This window comes from Marinilabilia salmonicolor JCM 21150 (genome assembly GCF_000259075.1).
Taxonomy (GTDB): domain Bacteria; phylum Bacteroidota; class Bacteroidia; order Bacteroidales; family Marinilabiliaceae; genus Marinilabilia; species Marinilabilia salmonicolor.
The window spans coordinates 12732-34666 of the sequence record NZ_AJKI01000011.1; the positions used below are offsets into that span (position 1 = coordinate 12732).

Sequence of the window (21935 nt, forward strand, 5' to 3'; positions counted from 1 at the left end):
CCCTTTAATAACATTTCAGAACATGAATTTAGCGATTGATCAGGGAAATAGCAGTACCAAACTTGGTTTTTTTGACAAGGGGAAATTAATTGCCACTTACAAGCTGGTTTTCCTTGACAAAAAAGTCATCTCTGAATTGATAAAACGGTACCGTCCGAACAATATTATTTTATCATCAGTAACAGATCAAACAAAGGAACTTGAGCAAATATCCGGAAATATTCCGGGACAATTTCTTGTTTTTGATCATCTTACTCCAATTCCGGTTAAGAATGGATACAAAACTCCGGAGACACTGGGGAAAGACCGGCTGGCTGCAGTCATTGGGGCGGCGGCCATTTACCCGGACATCCCATTACTCGTCATAGATGCCGGCACCGCCATTACTTTTGATCTTTATCACGACCATGTTTATTACGGCGGCAATATTTCACCGGGATTAAAAATGCGATTTGCCGCCCTTCATCAGCAAACCAGCAGATTGCCTGAAACAACAACCGGCGACACCCCCTTCTGGGGCAAGACCACTGAAGAGGCCATTCGCTCAGGAGTTCAGAATAGTTTGTTAATGGAATTTGAGGGATATATTAAAAAAGTAAAGAAACAATACCCAGATGCAAAGACCGTCTTAACCGGAGGAGATGCAGATTTTTTTGTCAGCTACACAAAAAGTATCATCTTTGCACAACCAAATCTTGTACTTTCCGGACTAAACCGAATAATTGAATACAATGCATAAAAACAACAGATACCACATCCTTTTGCTATTGGCACTTTTGATTTCAACTGCTGCATTTGGCCAAAAAAGAACCTTTTCTCCCTTTTCCCGCTACGGCATTGGTGAGTTAAACACCTCCGGATTCGGACAAAACGCCGCAATGGGTAATACCGGAATCGGTCTCAAAAGTGACAACCATCTTAACATTCTCAATCCTGCATCCTACTCCGGCATAGACACCATGTCGTTCTTTTTTGAAGCAGGAATTTCAGGATTTACACAAGATTTCTCCAGTGGAGGGGGAAACGAGACCTACAATAATGTTGACTTTAGCTATTTTGCCATGGGATTCCCAATAACAAGGAACATTCATGCTACCATGGGATTACGGCCGTTTTCCAACTCAGGATACAAATTTGAATTCTCGGATGGTACAAGCCTCAACAAAGCCATAGGAAGCGGAAACCTTTCAACCGTTTACGGAGGAGTCTCAATAATACCGGCCCCCAATTTTTCTTTAGGAGCTCATGCCAGCTATATTTTCGGGAATATTCAGCACACCACTTTTATTGAATTTCCGGAGGATGCTGATGCCTATAAATATGGTGTACAATCAGAAATTCACGCCAGCGACTTCTTCATAGATCTGGGAGCTCAATACACCCATCAGATTTCCGACGAGAAGTCCATGACTTTTGGTTTCACCTATCGTCCCCAGGCTTCCCTGAAAGGAGATTTTCAAAGAACAGTGGCCAAAGGAGCCAGTTACTCGGAGGACGGAAAACTTTTCGGGGCAAACATTATAATTCCTGAAGCAACGGACACATCGGATGTTTCAGGTTTTGACATGGCGCAATCCATCGGCGTGGGAGTTTCCTACAAAAGCGGGGACCGATTGTTACTTGCTGCAGATTACACCATGGCCAACTGGGGAGATGTGGATTTCCCCGACACTCATACCCAAACCACCAACAGCACTCAACTTTCGGCCGGTGCACAATACACCCCCGACAGCCGTTCACAAAACTATCTGGCACGCATGAAATACCGGGCCGGAGTAAAGTTCGGTGAAGAGTACATTCGAATTGGAGATGACAAAATCAATAACTTTGGCATAACTTTTGGAATAGGTTTACCATACAACCGATCAAAAACCTCGGTCAATCTGGTTTTTGAATACGGAAACAGAAAGCCAACGGGCAATCTGGATATGTCAGAAACCTATGGAAAAGTAACATTGAATTTCACTTTCCATGAGTTCTGGTTTAACAAATGGAAGTTCCAGTAAATCAAACTCAGAAATCAAAAGAATTTTTCTGATATTTTAATTACCTTTGCAGCTGTTTTTAAAAATATGCCTTTTTTAACTGGGTATCATCAATTCAAATAAAGAAAAAGAAGTCTTTAAAGCAAAGTAAAACAAAATATCAGATCAGAATCAGTTTTAAAAAGACTGTTTAAGGTTACAAACAAAAAATAATTCTCATGAAAGCGTTTGCAATTATAACTTTAGGATTGCTGTTGTCAACAGTCCAGACCTTTTCACAAAAAGGTCTGGAAGACGGATCGAAGTACGGACACGGAGAAGACAGCATTCAATGTCTAAAAAACCTCTCACTTTATACCGAGCTTGTAAAACAAGATCGTTATGATGAGGCTTTGCCTTATTGGGAAACTGCATTCAACGAATGCCCATTGTCCACCAGAAGACTTTACACTGATGGTGAGAAAATCATGGAACACAAAATAAAGCATGCAGAGAATCAGGCTGAAAAAGATAAATACTTCGATGAATTGATGAATGTTTATGATCAGCGCATGAAGTACTTTGGCGATCATTCCCGTTATGGCATTCCATACATCAAAGGGAAAAAAGCCATCTCCATGCTGGATTACAAAAAAGATGACAGTGAAATCAGGAAAGAAGCGTATGGTTTGCTCAAGGAATCTGTTGAAGGAGACGGTGAATCTACACAGCCTGCTGTCCTCGGCATTTTCATGACCAGCACTGTTGCCATGTTTAACGATGGTGAAATTCAGGCTGAGGATGTGGTTAACAACTACACAACCATTATTGATTTGCTGAATGCTCAGATAGAAAATCCCAAGATGGCTAAATACAAAGGCACGCTTGAAGATTTGGCCGGCAAAATCGAAGAACTTTTTGGCCGTAGCGGTGCAGCAGATTGCAATACACTGGACAGAATTTTCTCTCCCCAGTTGGATGAGCATAAAGAAGACCTTCCCTGGTTGAAGCGTGTAAGCCGTTTGCTGGCAAATGAAATGTGTGAAGACATGGATCTGCTCTACAAAGTATCAGAATACCAGCACAACATCGAACCATCGCATTCATCTGCTTACGGACTGGCTCGTATGTATCTGAAATCGGGAGATACTGACCGTGCTTCAGGTTATTATAAAGAAGCCATCAACCTGGTAGAGGATGATGGACAAAAAGCCAAATATTACTATCAGTTAGGATTGGTTAATCTGGCAGGAAACAATTTCTCCTCAGCCCGATCCAATGCATTAAAAGCTATTGAAGCTAATCCGGAATGGGGACAGCCTTACATCCTGATAGGGAAAGCATACGCCACATCAGCATCTGCTATAGGCGACGATGAGTTCACACACAAAACAGCCTACTGGGCTGCAGTGGATAAGTTCATTCGAGCAAAATCTGTAGATCCTGAAGTAGCTGACGAAGCCAACAACCTGATTAACGTATATGTGAAGCACTTCCCCGAAGAAAAAGAGATTTTCTTCCAGGGACTCGAAAAAGGCGGTTCATACACTGTAGGTGGTTGGATTGGTGAGCGTACAACTGTTAGAAGCAAATAATAATCTTTGCAGACAAAAAAAACAGCAATTCACTTGCTGACACTAAACAACAGATGAACCACAGATTTAAACACGATAAATCCAAAATACAAACAGCAGGCAGTATTTTTTTACTGCTTGCTGTTCTTGTTTTGTTTACCTCCTGCCAATCGAATACCTCTGAAGAGATACAGGCTGCAGTAGATGAGGAAAACCTTCCCTCTTTGTCGGTTAAAGATCTGGAAACAGCCGTTACAGATTCCGGCCGAATTGCTTATCGGTTTATCACCCCGGAAATGAATCAGTACGAAAACCTGGAAAAACCTTATACAGAATTTCCGGAAGGCTTACATTTGATTATTTACAATCAACAGGAAGAAATAGATGCTCAGATAAAAAGCAAGTATGCCATTTATCATGAAAGTGAGGATCTCTGGGAACTTCAAAACGATGTGGAAGCTGTCAACTTCAAAAATGAGGTCATCAACACCGAACAGCTGTTCTGGGATTCACGAAAACACATCATCTATTCGGACGAGTTCATTAAAATTACCACTGATAAGGAAATACTTACCGGCTACGGATTTGAGTCGGATGAACGACTGGAAAACTATACCATCAAGAGAATTAGTGGAATATTAAGTGTGCAAGAGAACCAGTCGGAGTAACTCCCGATCACAAAGATTTTTATTACCTTGCGATTCAGACTGCTATCAACTGAGTAATGGAATATTTACCAATCATTATTGCAACCATACTGTTTTCGGCTTTTTTTTCAGGTAGTGAAATGGCATTTCTCTCTGCCAATAAATTACTGATTGAACTCAACAGACGAAAAAATCCGAGAATCGCGCGCCTCATTGACCGTTTTCTCCGAAAGCCGGGAATGTTTATCACCACCATTCTCATTGGCAACAATATTGCGCTGGTAGTTTATGGTATTTACATGGGCCAATTGTTTGAACCAATGATTGCACGGTATTTTTCATCTGATTTTGCCATTTTATTGCTTCAAACGCTGATATCGACACTCATTATTCTGATAACAGCAGAGTTCCTGCCCAAAATACTATTCCGCCTCAATCCCGTTTTCACCCTGAATATGTTCAGCATACCACTGACATTATTTTACGGAACATTCTTCCCAATTTCACGACTCACGGTCGGGGCATCCAATTTTCTGCTTAAGAAATTTGGGAACTCAACTGAAGCCATTTCTACAGAAGATCTTGTAATAGGACGTTTGGACTTTAACCACCTGCTGGAAGAGCATCAGGAGCAAAATGCCACCGATAGTAGCGTGCCCCAGGAAGTCAAATTCCTTAAAAATGCGTTAGATTTCTCTTCGGTAAAAATACGTGAGTGTACCATCCCCAGAACAGATCTGGAGGCCATTGATGCAGAAGAATCCATTGAGAATCTGAGACAAAAATTCATTGACAGCGGTCATTCCAAGATTCTTGTATTCAAAGAGAACATTGACAACATCGTTGGCTATATTCATGTTTCAGAGCTTTTTAAACATCCGCGAAAGCTAAAAAACATCATTAACCCCATCAGTATTGTTCCCGAAACAATGACCGCCAATAAATTACTGGAAATATTCACCAAAGAACACCGCAGTATCGCACTGGTGGTAGATGAATTTGGAGGTACCGCAGGTATTGTAACGCTGGAGGACATTCTTGAAGAGATCTTTGGAGAAATAGATGATGAGCACGACATCTCGGATCTTGTTGAAAAGCAGGTTGACGACCAGAAATATCATTTATCGGCACGTTTTGAGGTGGATTATCTAAATGAAAAGTATCCCCTTGACCTTCCGGTTTCTGATGAATATGAAACTCTTGCCGGAATGATTCTCAATTTTAACGAATCCATCCCCACGATTGGCGAAGAAATAAAGATTCCCGGCTTCACCGTCCGCATTCTGGATGCCACCAGTTCCAAAATTGAATTGGTTGAACTCATCAAACAGACTGAAGAATAATTGGTCAGTTTCCATAATCATTATAAATTCGCGCTTCTTAAAGAGGAATAGGAAAACGGATTGTGCAATTTTTTGTATATTCGTCACCTGATTTAAAAAAACAAAATTAATCTGTATTCGAATGGCAACTTTAGAAAGAATCAGAAGTAAAGGAGGAGTTCTTGTAGCCGTGATGATCGGCTTCGCCCTGTTTGCCTTCATAATGACCGACCTGCTGAGTTCAGGCTCATCCATTTTTCAGAGATCACAAATGGAAGTAGCGGAGATTAATGGAGAATCTGTCTCCATTCAGGACTTTCAGGCACGTGTGTCAGAAATGGAGGAGTATACACGTTTGAACTCAGGAGAATCTTCTCTTGACGCTGAAATGGTTAACCGCCTGCGTGATCAGGCCTGGAACCAGTTAATAAATGAAGTAATCATGGGTGAAAAGTACCAGGAACTTGGTATTGAAGTAACCTCTGCGGAATTGCTTGAGATGGTCACCGGAACCAATGTTCACCCGACCATTCGTCAGCTTTTCAGCAATCCTCAAACCGGCGCATTTGACAAAGAGCAGGTGATTAACTTTCTCCGGTCCAAACAATACGATCCGACCGCAAATTTCTACTGGACTTTTGTAGAGCAACAAATCATTAATGAGCGCTTGTTCAGCAAGTATTCGTCCTTGTTGGAAAACGGCATGATGGTTACCAACCAGTGGGTTGACAGTGAAACTAACGCCCGAGGCTCAAAAGTAGATTTTAACTTTGTGGCAGGCAGTATCACTTCCATTGCTGATGATGAAGTGACTGTTACGGATGGTGAAATTGAAACCTATTACAACAACAACCACGACGATTTCAAACAGGAAGCAAGCCGCGATATTGAATATCTGACTTTTGATGTGGAACCCACCGAGGCAGATCATGAGCAGACACGTCAGCGACTGTTGGAAATGCGTGATGATTTTAGTGACCCTGAAATTGACGCAGCGCAGTTTGTAAGAATCAATTCGGACATTCCTTTCAACGGAAGATATCAGAAAGCGGAAGCGCTGGATGACGAAATCAGAGCATTTGTAACCTCTGCATCCGAGGACGAGGTGTATGGACCGTATTTTGAGGATAACACCTTTAAACTGACCCGTCTGACAGATGTGGCCCAGTTGCCTGATTCAATAAGAGCCCGTCACATACTGCTTCGTCAGAATCCACAAAACCCAAATGAGGCCAATGAAGTAGCGGACAGCCTCATTAACCTGCTAAACAACGGAGCAAACTTCGCAGAATTGGCCCGTCAGTATTCAGAAGACCAGGGATCGGCTGTTAACGGTGGTGACCTGGGGTGGTTCCGTCAGGGAATGATGGTAAAACCCTTTGATGATGCCTGCTTCTTCGGAGATAAGGGAGACATAGTAAAAGTTGAAACTCAGTTTGGAACGCATATCATTCACATTCAGGATAAAGGAGTGCCCACCACAAAATATCAGCTGGCCACCTTAGGACGTGAAGTTACTTACAGTTCACAAACTTATCAGAATGTTTACTCAGAGGCTACCAAATTTGCTGCCTTAAACAACACTGCAGAAAAATTCAATACTGCAATTGAGGAACAAAATCTTACCAAAAGATACGGACGTAACCTGAATAAGAATGATCGCCAGGTTGGTGCTTTGGATTCGCCCAGACAACTTGTAAAATGGGCCTTTGAAGCAGACCCGGATGATCTGTCCCCCATCTATGAATTTGGTGACCAATTTGTGATTGCTGTTCTAACTGATATTACAGAAGAAGGTACCATGCCGCTGGAAGAAGTTCGCAGCCGCATAGAGCGACAGCTGATGAACGACAAGAAAAAAGAGGTTCTGGTTGAACAACTACAGCAGGAAAAAGATAGTGGGAAGTCATTGCAGGAAATTGCTGAAACCCTGGAAGCGGAAGTTCAGTCGGCCAGCGGCATTGATTTTAGTGCTTTCCAGGTTACAGGAGCCGGCGTAGAACCCGCATTGGTAGCTCTGGCTGTATTCTCTCCCGAGAACCAGTTGTCCGATGCTGTTGCCGGAAACAACGGTGTTTATCTGGTAGAGGTGACCAACAAGGAAGAAGCTGAAGTGGATACAGATCAGGTAAAACAACAGTTGGCACGAACACTTAATTCAAAAGTAAGTTATCAGTTGCTGCAAACCATCAGAGAAGATGCTGAAATTGTGGACAACAGAGCCAATTTCTATTAAAAGACCAATACCACAATACAGAAAGGGCGGGATTTTCAGTAAATCCCGCCCTTTTTATTGTATTCATCCGTTTAAAATTTCATAATTACCTGATAAAAAAATAATTAAAAATTTGAGAACGAATGGAACCGCTTGGCTCTTGCATAGTTTTCCTTAAGCACCTGCCAATAAACGTTTCACAGTATTGGAAACATCCTTTCCGTCAGCTTTCCCGGCCAGTTTTTTGGTCGCAACTCCCATCACTTTGCCCATATCTTTTACAGACTCAGCACCAACCTCTTTAATAATTTCTTCAACGACTTTTTCCAACTCTTCGGGAGAAATCTGTTCAGGCAGAAATTCGGAGATGATTTCCGCCTCAGCTACCTCCTTATCGTATAGGTCGGCACGCCCCTGAGCAGAATATATATTCGCTGAATCCTTTCTCTGCTTAACCATCCGCTGAAGTAACTTCAATTCGTCATCCTGTGATATTTCACCGCCGGATTTCCCGGAAGTTTTAGCTTCAATGAGCTCTTTCTTAACACTTCTCAGCGCTTCGAGTCTCAACGCATTTCTGGCTTTCATAGCCACTTTAATCTCTTCGGAAATTTTATCTATCAAACTCATAACTAAAATTAAATTAGTTGTATATCAATCAACATTATCATTCAGCCAGGGGTTATTGTCACTCACCCAGGGACCATTTTTCCCGTCTTTCAGTGAAAACCTTGACACTTTATTCTCTGAACCCGGTTTATTAGGGTTATTTTCGGTATTAATACCGCTCTTTTTCAGTATCACACCCCTTCTTTTATAGGCAGGAACCTTTTCCATCTCTTCAATCATTCGTTCATCACCCAGTTCTTCAGGTGTCAGGGCTGCAGCAGATCCCGGCTCCAGCAAAGAAGCTGCCGACAAGTCAGTGCCCGATGACAAAGAGAACAGGTCATCGCCCTCAGTTTCATTTTCCGGAACATCCCTGTTCTCGCCATATAAAATTTCAATTTTTTCTTTTTTTCGCCGCTCTATTTCATCAAAATCGATAACATTTGCACGTTCCTCCTCCCTATCCAGTTCAATTTCTTCCTCATCACCGGCATTGGTCACATTCCCTTCTTCATCCATATTGAAACGGGTAACCTTATTCTTTACCGGTTTCTCCTGATCATTTTTTATAATATGTCCCGATGCAAACCCTGTAGCGATGATGGTAACACCTACTTCGCTTTCCAGTAGCTCATCGGTTCCTGAGCCCCATATAATAGATGCGGTAGCCCCCACACGTCCCTGAACATAATCTGTTATCTCAAACACTTCGTCCATGGTAATTTCATCCACCCCCGAAGTAATATTAAGCAAAATATTTTTCGCGCCTTTGATATCGTTGTTATTAAGCAATGGAGATTCCAATGCGGCCTGGATTGCATCAATGGCCCGTTCGTCACCATCGGCCGTTGCGGAGCCCATGATGGCCACCCCACTATCTTTCATTACAGTCTCCACATCTGCGAAGTCCACGTTGATGTAGCCATGCACCGTAATAATTTCGGCAATTCCTTTGGCCGCCGTTGACAGCACGTTGTCGGCACGTGAGAAGGCATTGCTCAGTTTCAGGTCGCCGTACATATCTCTCAGTTTCTCATTGTTAATAATCAACAGTGAGTCCACATGTTTTTCCATTTCTGCAACCCCCTCAAGGGCCTGTTCAATACGAATTCGTCCTTCAAACTTAAAAGGAATGGTTACTATGCCCACAGTGAGAATCCCCATATCTCGGGCGGCTTTGGCAATTATGGGAGCAGCTCCTGTACCCGTTCCTCCTCCCATTCCGGCAGTAATAAAGGCCATCTTGGTATTATCTGCCAACACCTGCTGTATATTTTCCAGACTCTCAATAGCCGCTTCACGGCCCTTCAACGGTTTATTCCCGGCTCCCCTCCCTTCAGTGAGCGATTCTCCCAGTTGAATTTTCACAGGCACGGGACTATTCGAAAGCGCCTGAGCATCTGTATTACAAACCACAAAGCTTACGTCTTTTATGCCCTGTCCGTACATGTAGTTAACAGCATTGCTGCCACCACCACCCACACCAATCACTTTAATGATGGAATTGGGATTCCCCGGGATATCGAAATTCATCAAATCTTCACTCATAATAACCTCCTTATGTACTGGAATTACATTTCCGTATCTTTCTCCTCAAACATACCGGCAAGTCGGCTGAACAAATCCCCGGTAATATACTCCAATTTATCTCGCTTTGGTTTTTTACTTTTTGTTGCATTGTTCTTTTTGCGTTCCGATTTAGAAGTAGGTGGTTCTTCCTTCTCCACATCCTCAAAAAGCTGCTGTTCTCGGGTAATGACACTGCCCGGATACTTCCCGGCAGAAATCAACAATCCGGCAGCTGTAGCAAAAGAAGGCATTCTCAACAGTTCCTCTTCTTCTGTGGAACGAGCTCTGGAAACAGCCCCCACCCTTGCATCGAAGCCGGTTTTCAGCTTAGTAAGTTCCACCAGGTGTTTCAACATTGATCCACCCCCGGTGAAAACAATACCGGCTCCAAGCTTCTCGAAATATCCGGATCGTTCGATATGATGCTCAATCAACTCAACGATTTCCTCCATTCGGGCCTGAATAATGCAAGCCAGACTTTTAAACGCAATTTCCTTAGGTTCCCATCCCGAAATACCGGGAATAGTAACCACGGCATCCTCACGCGCCATGGTTCCCAAAGCAGATCCAAACTGGATCTTCATCTTCTCGGCATGTTTTTGCAACACACCACATCCTTCTTTAATATCATTGGTAACCACATTTCCACCAAAAGGAATAACAGCAGAATATCTCAGCACATCATCCTGAAAAAGGGCCAGATCAGTGGTTCCTGCACCAATATCCACCATCACCACACCAGCTTCCTTCTCCTCGTCAGACAGAACAGCTTCAGCAGATGCCAGGGGTGTAAATACAAGTCCGTTCAGACGCAAACCTGCCTTTTCAATACATTTTTCTATTTTTCGCACATCAGACTGGGTCCCAATCACCACATGAAAATTCCCTTCAAGTTTCTGGCCGGAGTACCCGATTGGTTTCTTCACGCCCCTTTCATTATCAACGGCATAGTCCTGAGGAACCACATGCAGAATTTTTTCATCAGGTTGCAGAACAATACGGTAACTATCCTGCAATAGTTGCTCCAAATCGAAGCTTTTGATGAGTTCATCCTGCTTTATAAAGCGGTAACAACTGTTTCCGGTGGCACGGACATTAAATCCTGAAACACTGACAAACACATCAATCAGCTTGATATTCAAACGTTGTTCAAGTGCAGAAACCACCATTTTTACGGCGTTCACAATTTCCTCCACATTAAACACCACTCCGCGTTTCATTCCATCACATCTAACACTCTCCAAACCAAGGATTTCAACTTGTCCATCGGGGTGTTTTCGTCCGACAGCGGCAGCCACTTTTGCGGAACCGATGTCAACAGCTGCTATTAAATTCATATCCTGACTCATATATTTCGTTTTTTAGAGCAAAGAACCTGTCCTTTAAATTTCAAATTTATAACCTGATAATTATTCCACTCACGGGGCGATAACCCCTGTTTATAGAGGGCTCTCAGGTTTCTGAGTTTCTCTTCCACACGTTCGGGCGGGCCTAATAAAATCAGGTGATCACCAACGCGTGGAACCATAACAAAATCACCATTTCTTTTTACATAAACCTGTTCTATCTGGGCATTCCAGAAAGGATCATTTCTAAAAATCCTTGCCAGCTTCAATAAATCATCCATTTTGCCATCCAGCTCACCACTCACCACCAGCACACGAGCAGAAAAATTATCAAAAACAGGCATCTCCTGCCCGTCCTCATCAATATAATAGGTTCGGGTATTTTCAAACACACGAATCAACGGTAAGTGTTGTTCCAGATCAACCCGAAGATATCCTCCGATGGTTTGATAAACCTCACAGGTTTTAATGGCCGGATGTTTCTTAATAAAGTTTTCAATCTCGAACATGGAAACCGAATTCAACTCCTTACCCAATGTATTTTTATATTTCCCAAGTACGGCCTCTCTGATTTCCGTACCGGTTACAAAGCGGGTATCGGCACTATCGAGCACGGTAACCACGACATCACGACAAACCACGCCATCCGTGTGTTCACCGACAAAACTTAACATTATCGGGAAATAGAGCAATAACAAAGCCCAAAGTAATATTTTCCTTAATCGCTTCATCCTTTAGTTTCTTCAGCCCATTTTCGGATTACCGGCACCAACCGGTCAATATCTCCTGCTCCCATAGTCACCAACACTTCAGGATTTAACCTTTCAATATTTTCCAGAAGATCCTCTTTGGACGATAAGCACACCTTCGTTCCTGAAATTTTTTCAAGAATCAGTTCACTTGAGATCCCCGGAATAGGTTCTTCACGTGCCGGATAAACCGGCAATAAAATAACATCATCCAGTCCCCCGGCAAGAGTTTCAGCAAATCCATCAGCAAAATCACGGGTTCTTGAATACAAATGCGGTTGAAACACTCCGGTAATTCGACATTGAGGATACGCTGAGCGTACACTCTTCAATGTGGCCCTGATCTCTTCGGGATGATGTGCATAATCATCAATATAGACAAACCTGCCTGCATTGCGAAAAACCACATCAAAACGACGTGCAATACCACTGAACTGAGGCAATCCTTTCCGTATTTCGTCTTCCGTAACACCGCAAAGTAAACTCAATGTAATGGCCCCAAGAGCATTTTCCACATTGATCAGTCCCGGAATGGTCAGACGAAAATTATTCAGTCGCCCCGAAGGTGTTTCCACATCAAAAGTAAACCCATCACCTTCTTCCTTTATATTAATTGCCTGGTAGGAAGCATCTCTGGTGATGGAGTAAGAAATAACCTCTACATTATCGGCAAGTCCTTCGGGAACCGGCAGACCTGCTTTTAAAACCAGCCATCCATTGCTTTTAATTCTTTGAGCAAAACCATCAAATCCCGCTTTTACTTCATCGATGCTTCCGTATATATCCAGATGATCGGCATCCATTGAAGTTATCAGGGCAGCATAAGGCGTCAGCTGCCAGAAGGAACGATCAAACTCATCAGCTTCAAGAACTACAAAATCAGCATCCTTACTACCAATAAAATTGGTTCCGAAATTTTTCGATATACCCCCCAGGAAAGCATTTATCTTCAAACTGCTGTTATGAAAAAGGAAAGCCGTAATGGTAGAAACAGTTGTCTTCCCATGTGTTCCGGCCACACAAACAGCATTCAGACTTTCGGTAACCATCCCCAGCACTCTGGAACGCTTAAACACATCAAACCCCTCCTTTCGGAACCATACCAGCTGACTTTGAGTTTCCGGAACCGCAGGAGTATATACTACCAGCGTATCTTCAGCAGAAACAAAGTCGGCAGGGATTACCTGCTCAGAAGCATCAAAAAACACCAGGATTCCTTCACGTGACAAAGCCTCTGTTACAGGGCCGGCCACCCGGTCATACCCCGCAACCAAATACCCCGAGGTATGAAAAAAGCGAGCAAGCGCACTCATTCCGATACCTCCAATACCGACAAAAAAGACTTTTTTATATTTATCCAGTTGTGCCATTCGCCTGTTTAATCTCTGTTTCGAATAATCTTTTCGACCTCTTCTGCAATCTGGTCGGCAGAATTGATATGTGCAAATAATTTAATTTTCTCCTCCAGACGCTTTCTTTGTTCATCATTCTTCAACAATTCCAAAGCATCCGGGATCAGCTTTTCACTTGTTTCACGATCAGCAACCATCAGGGCAGCTCCCTCCTTAACCAATGACATGGCATTCTTTGTCTGATGATCTTCCGAAACATTAGGTGAAGGAATCAGGATGGCTGCTTTTCCAAGCAAAGCCAACTCGCTTATGGTACCGGCACCTGCTCTGGACACCACCACGTCTGCCATGGCATAAGCCATATCCATCTGACTGATGAATGGAACCAGCTTGATAGAGTCTCCGGCGTTTTCACCAATTTCTTTTTCCAGTTTTTCATAATAATAGGGGCCGCACTGCCACAACAATTGTATCTGATCCTGCTGTTTTAATGAATCAATGGCATGTAAAACCCCGTTGTTGATGCTGCCGGCTCCCAATGACCCTCCGATTATCAAGATGGTTTTCTTTCGGTTGTCCAAACCAAACTCACGATACGCAGAAGCTTTATCCACATTTCGAAGCAGATTCTGCCTTACCGGGTTGCCAGTCAGGACGATTCTGGATGGCGGAAAGAAACGTTCCATATTGGGATAAGCCACACAAATACGTTTGGCCTTTTTTGCAAGAATCTTATTGGTTACCCCCGGATAGCTGTTCTGTTCCTGCAACAAGGTCGGAATTCCTGCAGCAGAAGCAGCCTTAAGCACAGGGCCGCTGGCATAGCCTCCCACACCCACAGCCACATCAGGGTTGAAAGAACGAACAACACTTCTGGCTTTCCACAAACTGGCGGCCAGCTTAAAAAAGAAAGTCACATTCTTTAAAGTCAGTCTTCTTTGAAAACCTGCCACCGGCAAACCCACTATTTTGTAACCAGCAGCAGGAACCTTCTCCATCTCCATCTTTCCGAGCGCTCCCACAAACAATATTTCAACATCAGGATTCCGTTTCTTTACAGCATCAGCAATAGCAATAGCCGGAAAGATATGACCTCCCGTACCACCACCGCTGATAATTATTTTGATATTATTGTCCACTTCAAACATTTTTTATTTTCAATTCTCCTGCTCAGTCTTTGCCAAACGTGCTTCGGCTGCCTTCTCTCTGGCTTTTTCCTGTTGGTTGTACCTGCTGACAGTCAAAATAGCTCCAAGCCCAAAACAGGTAAACAGAATAGAAGTTCCCCCCATACTTACCAAAGGCAGCGGTTGTCCTGTCACAGGAAAGATGCCCACGGACACTCCCATATTCACAAAGGCCTGAATCACCAACATCAATCCAAGGCCAAGCACCATAAATGCAGGAAAAGTCCTTTTACTGGAATTTACAATAACTCCAATACGCCCCAACAAAAAGAAATAGGCAATCACAACGGCTACAGCTCCAAAAAACCCAAACTCCTCGGCAATAATGGCAAAAATAAAATCGCTGTAGGGGTGTGGCAAAAAGTTGCGTTGTTCACTGTTTCCCGGTCCCTTACCGATCATTCCTCCGGTAGCAATTGCTATTTTTGACTGGGTAAGCTGATAATCACTGCCATATTCATCCTCCTGATTTTCATCTTCCATAAAACGCTCAACCCTGGCAGCCCATGTTTCGGCGCGATCTATCAACACTACGTCATTCATTGCCAATATCAGCACCAAAGAGACTATGGCCAAACCGGTAAATCCGGTAAAAAACAAGTACTTGAATGGCACCCGCCCCAAAAACATCATCAACATCACTACTCCGGCCAATAAGACAGAGGTGGAGAGGTTTTCCGGAAAAATCAGCAAACAAACAATTCCGGCATGAATCATTATGGGCCAAAATGCGCCCTCCGTGGGTCCATCATCACGTTGATGTTGCGCCAGAACCCGGGCCACATAAACAATCAGTGCAAGTTTAGCCATTTCAGAAGGCTGAAAAGAGATGCCGATGCCCGGTACCGTAAACCAGCGACTTGCTTCGTTGAGGTTCTGCCCCGACACCAATGTCAACCCAAGCATAGCAATAGAGATGTAAAGAGCCGGAACACTAAATATGACAAAATACTTGTAAGGGATATGATGCACCACGACTATCACCCCAATGCCCATTAGAAGGAATGTAAGCTGTTTAAACATGAAATAAGTAGTGTTCCCTCCCTGTGTTTTATACGCAAGACTCCCTGTGGCACTATATACCGTAAGCAGGGACACAAGTGCAAGAAAAACCACAATGACCCAGATGGTCTGGTCTCCTTTGATATATTTTCGAACAAAACTACTCATCAACCTTCATGCTTTTTCACCTCCGCCTTAAACATATCGCCCCGATGGACATAATTATCAAACAAATCAAAACTGGCACATGCCGGAGACAACAGTACAACGTCTCCTGAACGGGCAGCATCCACCGCCTGCTCTACGGCCTGCGACATAGAGTTCGCCTCTGTCACAACCGGAAGTTTATTCCCGAAAACAGCCAGCAGCTTGCGGTTATCCACTCCAAGACAAATAAGATGCTTAACCTTCTGAATGGCCAGCTCTTCCAATTCGGAATAATCATTCCCCTTATCGGTACCCCCGGCAATCCAGATTACAGGTCGTTCCATGCTTTCCAACGCATACCAGGAACTATCTATATTGGTGGCTTTACTGTCGTTGATGTAAAGCACACCGTTCAACTCTGCCACACTCTCCAGTCGGTGTGCCACTGACGGGAAATCTGTTAGTCCCTCTTTTACCGCCTCTTCTGATGCCCCCATTCTCAATGCTGCCAACGAAGCAGCCATTGCATTGCTCAGGTTGTGCTTTCCCGGAAGAGCAATATCCACAACAGGAATGCTGAAATGGTGACGCGGTGTATTAAACACTACTTTTTCACCATCCACACAGGCTCCCTCTCCATAAACATCATCAAAAGCAAATGGACAGCGGTGTCCCGGATATTTCATCATCTTCAGGCGCACCATAATCTCTTTATCGTGGGCATTGAAGATGAAGATTTCATCATTGGTATGGTTATTCAATATGCGAAACTTTGCATCCACATAGTTCTCAAACTTGTAATCGTACCTATCCAGATGGTCGGGCGTAATATTGGTAATAATAGCGGTATGACATTTAAAGTCCTTCATGCCATCGAGCTGAAAACTACTCAGTTCGAGCACAAAAATATCGGGATCTTTCTCCAATAATTCACGTGCCATGCTGTTCCCCACATTCCCGGCCAGCACCACATTTAGCCCGCTCTTTTTCATTAGATGAAAGATCCACATTGCAGTGGTGGTTTTTCCATTGCTACCCGTTACCCCAACCATTTTTGCGTTGGAATAGCGACCTGCGAATTCAATCTCCGAAATCACGGGGATTCCCTGTTGATGCAAAGCTTTTATCAAAGGTGAATGATCCGGAATCCCGGGACTTTTCACCACTTCCAGAGCATTCAGTATCCGTTGTTCGGAATGCTTCCCGCTCTCAAAATCAATCCCCGCATGTTCAAGTTCAGCCTGATGCTGAGGTTTTATTTTTCCACAATCAGAAACAAACACAGAAAACCCTTTCGCCTTCGCTAAAAGGGCGGCACCGGTTCCGCTTTCCCCGGCTCCAAGAACAATAAGCTCCTTATCCATGCCTTATCTGATTTTCAAAGTTACAATAGTCAATACGGCCAGGATTATTCCCACTATCCAAAAACGGGTAACAATCTTAGATTCCGAATACCCTTTGAGCTGATAATGATGATGCAGCGGAGACATTCGGAAAATCCGCCGTCCCGCTCCAAAACGTTTCTTTGTATATTTAAACCATGAAACCTGAATCATCACAGAAAGATTTTCCACCAGAAATATGCCACAAAGAATAGGAATCAGCAATTCCATCCTGATAAGCACTGCAAATACTGCAATAATACCGCCTATGGTAAGACTTCCTGTGTCGCCCATAAATACCTGAGCCGGAAATGAGTTATACCACAAAAAACCAACGGTTGCCCCGATAAAAGCACTCATAAACACCACCAACTCCTCGGAATGGGGCACATACATAATATTCAGATAATCGGCATAAATGGTATTACTGGAAACATAAGCCAGAATACCAAGCGTTGTACCAATAATGGCCGATGTGCCCGTAGCCAGGCCATCCAGTCCATCTGTAATGTTGGCCCCATTGGAAACTGCAGTGGTAATAAATATTACTGCAAAAACAAAAACAATCCATCCCCAGTAAGGTGCTTTCTCTCCTATAAACCAGAGCACGGACTCATAATTAAACCTGTTTTCCTTAAAAAACGGAACATTGGTGATGGGGGCTTTAACATATTTTGTTTGGGGTGCTTCCACAACCACTTCCGTAGTTACCTGACGTGTTTCAGCATCTCCGGGAGATTCCATTCTTACCACCACATCATCGCTGAAATAGAGGGTAAGTCCAACAATCAATCCCAGGCCAACCTGTCCGATGATTTTAAATCTTCCGGCAAGACCTTCCTTGTTCTTTTTAAAAACTTTGATATAATCGTCCAAAAACCCGATAATCCCCAGCCAAATGGTGGTGGTAATCATCAAAAGCACATATACATTGTCAAGTTTCCCAAACAATAATACAGGAACCAGGATGGCAGTTATAATGATGAGACCTCCCATAGTGGGCGTTCCTTTTTTCTGATATTGTCCCTCCAGACCCAGATCACGAACGACCTCCCCAATTTGTTGCCGCTGAAGTTTTCGGATAATCAGTTTCCCGAAAATAGTACTCATCAAAAGGGCAAAAATGATAGCCATTCCCGAGCGAAAGGAGATGTATTGAAACATCCCGGCACCGGGAAAATCAATTGATTCAAGATATTGATATAAAGAAAAAAGCATAGCTACTGTTGTTGTTCAAAAAACGCTCTTATAATTTCTCTGTCGTCGAAATGTGACCTTTGCCCTTTCACCTCCTGATAAGTTTCATGCCCCTTACCGGCAACCAGCACAATATCTCCCGGACGGGCAATACTACAGGCTGTGCGGATGGCTTCTTTACGGTCGATAATGGTCAGCACTTTGTATTTATCTTCAAACTTTACCCCTTCCATCATTTGGTCAACAATTGACTGGGGTTCCTCGTCCCTTGGATTATCGGAGGTCAGTATCACTTTAGAACTCTGCTTCACTGCCTCTGCGGCCATGACAGGTCTTTTGGCAGCATCGCGGTTCCCTCCGGCACCAACCACGGTAATCAGCGATTGTTCAGGAGTCCGGATATTGTTAATGGCTTCCAGTACATTCTTTAAAGCATCCGGCGTGTGCGCATAATCCACCACTCCGGTAATTCCATTCTCCGATCGCACGGTTTCGAACCTTCCTCCCACCGGTTTCAGCCGACTCATAGCCACCAGCAACTCATCCTTAGGCCATCCAAGTTCTCTTCCGGCTCCGTAAACTGCCAGCAGGTTGGAAGCATTGAACTTCCCGATAAAAGGAGTCCAGAATTCATGTCCATCCATCAACAGTTGCATTCCCTCAAAAACCCCTTCCATAATGCGGGCTCTGTAAGTTGCTACCTCCCGCAACGAATATGTTTTAGCATCCGCTTTGGTATTCTGAAGCATCACGCGACCGTTTTTATCATCCAAATTGGTGAGTGCAAACGAAGATGATAACAAACCATCGAAAAACATTTTTTTGACCCGGATGTATTCGTCAAAGGTTTTGTGATAATCCAGGTGATCGTGAGTAATATTGGTAAATACACCCCCTTTAAACTCAAGGCCTGTAACGCGTCCCTGATGAACAGCATGCGAACTGACTTCCATGAAACAATAATCGCAACCAGCTTCCACCATTTGATGCATAAGCCGGTTCAGCGTTACCGAATCGGGAGTGGTAAGTCTTGTTTCCAGCATCAAACCGTCCACATAATTGGCCATAGTAGAACAAAGTCCGGCTTTATACCCCAACAATCTGGCAGTATGATAGAGCAACGTTGCTATGGTGGTCTTGCCATTTGTTCCCGTAACACCGACCAATTTTAATTTTTCAGAAGGAGCATCGAAGAAATTACGTGCCATGAAGGCCATTGCCTGATGCGTATCCTTTACTTTGAGAAATACCACATTGGGATGACTGCCTCCCTGAAATTCCTCACAAACCACCACGAGGGCTCCTGAAGCAATGGCTTTATCTATAAAAGCGTGACCATCAGCAAGGCTTCCCCGGAGCGCAAAAAAGAGCGAATGCTGTTCCACATTTCTGGAGTCGAATGTAAGATCGGCAATTAAGGGATCAGCACCTCCGATTCTCTCTTTAATTTCGACCCCTTTTATTATATCTGAAAGTCTCTTCTGCATAAAATTCCTTCTTTATTTATAAGTGCAGTCCAACCTGCTTTATTCAAGATAAATAGTTATCGTTTCCCCACCCTCAACGGGGTGCCCGTCGGGGATAGATTGATTCACCACCTTACCATACCCCGAGATGGCTACTTTAAGCCCTCTGTTTTCGAGTAAGGCTACCGCATCTTTGGCTCCCATGCCTTTAACCAGAGGCACAACAGACAAAGGAATATTTTTAGGCACCCACTCTACTGTATGTTCTTTGGCACGAGTAGAGACCCATTCGGTATTCAGTTCCTGATTGATTCCGGGAAACCTCATCTCTTCAAAGATAACTGACAAATCCTGAACAGTTCCTCCCTTGGACCAGGGATAGACGCCCTCTTCCACCTTTTTTGTATAATAATTATCTTCCAGTTTGTTATAACTTAAGGCATATACGCGGTCGGCAATCTCCCGGAAAACTCTTCCGGCCACCACATTGCCATAATAAACATTGTTGGATGGGCTGTTCACCGCAACAATACAAGAGTACATCGGCCTGTCGGCAGGGAAATATCCCACAAACGAAGCCAGATATTCAACTCCACCTTCACCTTTGTATCCCGAAGCGCCCTTAGCAAGCTGTGCCGTACCGGTTTTTCCGGCAATCTTATAAGTTTCATTTCTGATATTGGTGGCGGTACCTCTCTCCACAACCCCTTCTAATAAGTCCTGTACCTTTTCCAGGGTAGCAACAGAACAAATAGCCGGGTTCAGGACTTCAGTATCAAATTCTCGCAATACTTCCCCGTGCTGACTGATGGCCTTCACAAATTTGGGCCGGACAAGTTTGCCATTGTTGGCCACCGCGTTATAAAAAGCAAGCGTTTGTAAAGGCGTCTGCTTCACTTCATATCCTATGGACATCCAGGGCAAGGTGACGCCCGACCATGATTTATCCCCGGGATATTTTATCACAGGACTTCCTTCACCTTTAATTTCAACGCCCAGCGGCTCATTCAGTCCCATCGCATAAAGCCGGTCCACAAATCGTTGTGGATTGTTCCGGTAGTTTTCAAAAATTATTCTTGAGATACCAATATTTGAAGACTTTTCAAACGATTCCCGGACAGTTATTTTCCCAAAGCCGCCATGATGGCTGTCCCGCATAATCCGGTCATAATAAGCATAGGCCCCATTTCCGGTATCCACCGAATCGGTCAATCGAACCACACCATCTTCGAGGGCGGCAATCATGGATGCCAGTTTAAAGGTAGATCCCGGCTCAACAGCCTCCCCAATGGCATAGTTGAAATGATCCTCAATATAAATCCCCGGCCGACTTCGGTATAAATTCACCATTGCTTTTACAGCACCGGTTTCCACCTCCATCAGAATCGCCACGCCATGATCTGCATCATGCATCTCAAGCTGTTCCCGAAGTGATTGTTCAGCCACGTCCTGCAATCCGATGTCCAGGGTGGTTATGATATCTTTTCCATCCATGGGAGGAATATCCTCCTCAGGTATCCAGCTACCTGCAATGCGTTTCCATGTACTAAGACCGTTGGTTCCCCTCAGTACATTATCGTAGGCTCGTTCCAGACCTACCATGCCTCCTTTATTTTTTTCTCCATAAAGTTTACCAATGGTCCGGGAAGCCAGAGAACCAAACGGATGACGTCGTTCATCATACTGTCTGGGAATAAAACCACCTGTGTTTTTTCCCTGTCTGAAAATTGGAAATTCCTTTACTTTCTGAAGTTCCAGATAAGAAATTTTGCGGGGATGGACCAGATAATAACGAGAACCGTTGCGTCTGGCCTCCACCAGATCACGCTTATAGGCAGAAGCACTTTTATCACCGAAGAAACGGGACAAACTTAAGGCCAGACTATCAATTTTTGAAGTAAACAACTCAGATGTCAGCCCGTGAGCATGCAGATCCATATAAATACGGTAGCTGGGAACAGAGAGAGAAATTTTCCGCCCATTTTGATCCAGGATGTTACCACGGTTGGCTTCTATTACAATACTGCTGCTTTCCAGCGTTTTTGCTTTCTCCTCCCAATGCGAAGCCTCAAAAACCTTCAGACTAAAAACTTCAAACAAAATCCACAGCACTAAAGCGCCAAACACAAAGTAGATGGCAGACAGCCTGAAAAGTATTTTTTGTTTGATGCTCATATTCCCCAACCTGATAATTTCCCCAAATATTC

17 protein-coding genes are annotated in these 21935 nt (G+C 43.8%); 6 read left to right on the forward strand and 11 right to left on the reverse strand.

All coding sequences use genetic code 11. The features are described from left to right. The first annotated feature begins 22 nt into the window (after nucleotides 1-22). The 6 genes from W7W_RS0107060 to W7W_RS24005 all read left to right on the forward strand — a co-directional run bounded on the left by W7W_RS0107060 (nucleotide 23) and on the right by W7W_RS24005 (nucleotide 7743). Entirely contained in the window at nucleotides 23-739 is a 717-nt protein-coding gene (locus tag W7W_RS0107060; RefSeq protein ID WP_010663099.1) for a type III pantothenate kinase, read from the forward strand. Continuing rightward, entirely contained in the window at nucleotides 732-2006 is a 1275-nt protein-coding gene (locus W7W_RS0107065; protein ID WP_010663100.1) for a membrane protein, read from the forward strand. The genes W7W_RS0107060 and W7W_RS0107065 overlap by 8 nt, the downstream gene beginning before the upstream one ends. Before the next feature lie 197 nt (nucleotides 2007-2203). Next, the gene (locus tag W7W_RS0107070; protein ID WP_010663101.1) at nucleotides 2204-3559 is read left to right on the forward strand and encodes a tetratricopeptide repeat protein; all 1356 of its coding nucleotides are present in this window, start codon (nucleotides 2204-2206) and stop codon (nucleotides 3557-3559) included. Between the two features lie 53 nt (nucleotides 3560-3612). Then, nucleotides 3613-4206 (forward strand): LPS export ABC transporter periplasmic protein LptC, encoded by a 594-nt coding sequence (gene lptC, locus W7W_RS0107075; RefSeq protein WP_010663102.1) that lies wholly within the window; start codon nucleotides 3613-3615, stop codon nucleotides 4204-4206. 56 nt (nucleotides 4207-4262) lie between these two features. Further along, nucleotides 4263-5528 carry a hemolysin family protein gene (locus W7W_RS0107080; protein ID WP_010663103.1) on the forward strand — a complete coding sequence of 422 codons (1266 nt, stop codon included), beginning with the start codon at nucleotides 4263-4265 and terminating at the stop codon, nucleotides 5526-5528. Between the two features lie 121 nt (nucleotides 5529-5649). Continuing rightward, a complete protein-coding gene (locus W7W_RS24005) occupies nucleotides 5650-7743 on the forward strand; it encodes a peptidylprolyl isomerase (protein ID WP_010663104.1) in 2094 nt (697 codons plus the stop codon). Nucleotides 7744-7896: 153 nt separating this feature from the next. Here W7W_RS24005 and W7W_RS0107090 read toward each other — a convergent pair whose 3' ends face one another. The 11 genes from W7W_RS0107090 to W7W_RS0107140 are packed head-to-tail and all read right to left on the reverse strand — an operon-like array spanning nucleotide 7897 to nucleotide 21903. Beyond that, nucleotides 7897-8352 (reverse strand): GatB/YqeY domain-containing protein, encoded by a 456-nt coding sequence (locus tag W7W_RS0107090; protein ID WP_010663105.1) that lies wholly within the window; start codon nucleotides 8350-8352, stop codon nucleotides 7897-7899. A 24-nt stretch (nucleotides 8353-8376) separates the two neighbouring features. Beyond that, nucleotides 8377-9879: a cell division protein FtsZ gene (gene ftsZ, locus W7W_RS0107095; protein WP_010663106.1), complete on the reverse strand. Its 1503-nt coding sequence runs from the start codon at nucleotides 9877-9879 to the stop codon at nucleotides 8377-8379. 23 nt (nucleotides 9880-9902) lie between these two features. Further along, entirely contained in the window at nucleotides 9903-11249 is a 1347-nt protein-coding gene (gene ftsA / locus W7W_RS0107100) for a cell division protein FtsA (protein WP_010663107.1), read from the reverse strand. Next, nucleotides 11246-11977 carry a cell division protein FtsQ/DivIB gene (locus W7W_RS0107105; protein ID WP_010663108.1) on the reverse strand — a complete coding sequence of 244 codons (732 nt, stop codon included), beginning with the start codon at nucleotides 11975-11977 and terminating at the stop codon, nucleotides 11246-11248. The genes ftsA and W7W_RS0107105 overlap by 4 nt, the downstream gene beginning before the upstream one ends. After that, nucleotides 11974-13365 carry a UDP-N-acetylmuramate--L-alanine ligase gene (gene murC / locus W7W_RS0107110; RefSeq protein ID WP_010663109.1) on the reverse strand — a complete coding sequence of 464 codons (1392 nt, stop codon included), beginning with the start codon at nucleotides 13363-13365 and terminating at the stop codon, nucleotides 11974-11976. The genes W7W_RS0107105 and murC overlap by 4 nt, the downstream gene beginning before the upstream one ends. An 8-nt stretch (nucleotides 13366-13373) precedes the next feature. Beyond that, nucleotides 13374-14495: an undecaprenyldiphospho-muramoylpentapeptide beta-N-acetylglucosaminyltransferase gene (gene murG, locus W7W_RS0107115; protein WP_010663110.1), complete on the reverse strand. Its 1122-nt coding sequence runs from the start codon at nucleotides 14493-14495 to the stop codon at nucleotides 13374-13376. A gap of 9 nt (nucleotides 14496-14504) precedes the next feature. Next, nucleotides 14505-15704 carry an FtsW/RodA/SpoVE family cell cycle protein gene (locus W7W_RS0107120; protein WP_010663111.1) on the reverse strand — a complete coding sequence of 400 codons (1200 nt, stop codon included), beginning with the start codon at nucleotides 15702-15704 and terminating at the stop codon, nucleotides 14505-14507. Next, nucleotides 15704-17047, reverse strand: a complete 1344-nt coding sequence (murD, locus tag W7W_RS0107125) for a UDP-N-acetylmuramoyl-L-alanine--D-glutamate ligase (RefSeq protein WP_010663112.1) — start codon at nucleotides 17045-17047, stop codon at nucleotides 15704-15706. Before murD ends, W7W_RS0107120 begins: the two co-directional genes overlap by 1 nt. A gap of 3 nt (nucleotides 17048-17050) precedes the next feature. After that, nucleotides 17051-18283, reverse strand: coding sequence for a phospho-N-acetylmuramoyl-pentapeptide-transferase (mraY, locus tag W7W_RS0107130; protein WP_010663113.1), 1233 nt, complete (start codon nucleotides 18281-18283; stop codon nucleotides 17051-17053). A 2-nt stretch (nucleotides 18284-18285) separates the two neighbouring features. Then, nucleotides 18286-19749 carry a UDP-N-acetylmuramoyl-L-alanyl-D-glutamate--2,6-diaminopimelate ligase gene (locus tag W7W_RS0107135; RefSeq protein WP_010663114.1) on the reverse strand — a complete coding sequence of 488 codons (1464 nt, stop codon included), beginning with the start codon at nucleotides 19747-19749 and terminating at the stop codon, nucleotides 18286-18288. Nucleotides 19750-19788: 39 nt separating this feature from the next. Continuing rightward, a complete protein-coding gene (locus tag W7W_RS0107140; RefSeq protein WP_010663115.1) occupies nucleotides 19789-21903 on the reverse strand; it encodes a penicillin-binding protein in 2115 nt (704 codons plus the stop codon). Nucleotides 21904-21935 lie beyond the last annotated feature (32 nt).

Coding starts and splice junctions, on each gene's coding strand:
- W7W_RS0107120 (WP_010663111.1), bottom strand. CDS start 15,704: ATGAGTAGTTTTGTTCGAAAATATATCAAAGGAGACCAGACCATCTGG.
- W7W_RS0107070 (WP_010663101.1), top strand. CDS start 2,204: ATGAAAGCGTTTGCAATTATAACTTTAGGATTGCTGTTGTCAACAGTC.
- W7W_RS24005 (WP_010663104.1), top strand. CDS start 5,650: ATGGCAACTTTAGAAAGAATCAGAAGTAAAGGAGGAGTTCTTGTAGCC.
- W7W_RS0107105 (WP_010663108.1), bottom strand. CDS start 11,977: ATGAAGCGATTAAGGAAAATATTACTTTGGGCTTTGTTATTGCTCTAT.
- mraY (WP_010663113.1), bottom strand. CDS start 18,283: ATGCTTTTTTCTTTATATCAATATCTTGAATCAATTGATTTTCCCGGT.
- ftsZ (WP_010663106.1), bottom strand. CDS start 9,879: ATGAGTGAAGATTTGATGAATTTCGATATCCCGGGGAATCCCAATTCC.
- W7W_RS0107080 (WP_010663103.1), top strand. CDS start 4,263: ATGGAATATTTACCAATCATTATTGCAACCATACTGTTTTCGGCTTTT.
- W7W_RS0107065 (WP_010663100.1), top strand. CDS start 732: ATGCATAAAAACAACAGATACCACATCCTTTTGCTATTGGCACTTTTG.
- W7W_RS0107135 (WP_010663114.1), bottom strand. CDS start 19,749: ATGCAGAAGAGACTTTCAGATATAATAAAAGGGGTCGAAATTAAAGAG.
- murC (WP_010663109.1), bottom strand. CDS start 13,365: ATGGCACAACTGGATAAATATAAAAAAGTCTTTTTTGTCGGTATTGGA.
- murD (WP_010663112.1), bottom strand. CDS start 17,047: ATGGATAAGGAGCTTATTGTTCTTGGAGCCGGGGAAAGCGGAACCGGT.
- W7W_RS0107060 (WP_010663099.1), top strand. CDS start 23: ATGAATTTAGCGATTGATCAGGGAAATAGCAGTACCAAACTTGGTTTT.
- murG (WP_010663110.1), bottom strand. CDS start 14,495: ATGTTTGAAGTGGACAATAATATCAAAATAATTATCAGCGGTGGTGGT.
- W7W_RS0107140 (WP_010663115.1), bottom strand. CDS start 21,903: ATGAGCATCAAACAAAAAATACTTTTCAGGCTGTCTGCCATCTACTTT.
- ftsA (WP_010663107.1), bottom strand. CDS start 11,249: ATGAGTCAGGATATGAATTTAATAGCAGCTGTTGACATCGGTTCCGCA.
- W7W_RS0107090 (WP_010663105.1), bottom strand. CDS start 8,352: ATGAGTTTGATAGATAAAATTTCCGAAGAGATTAAAGTGGCTATGAAA.
- lptC (WP_010663102.1), top strand. CDS start 3,613: ATGAACCACAGATTTAAACACGATAAATCCAAAATACAAACAGCAGGC.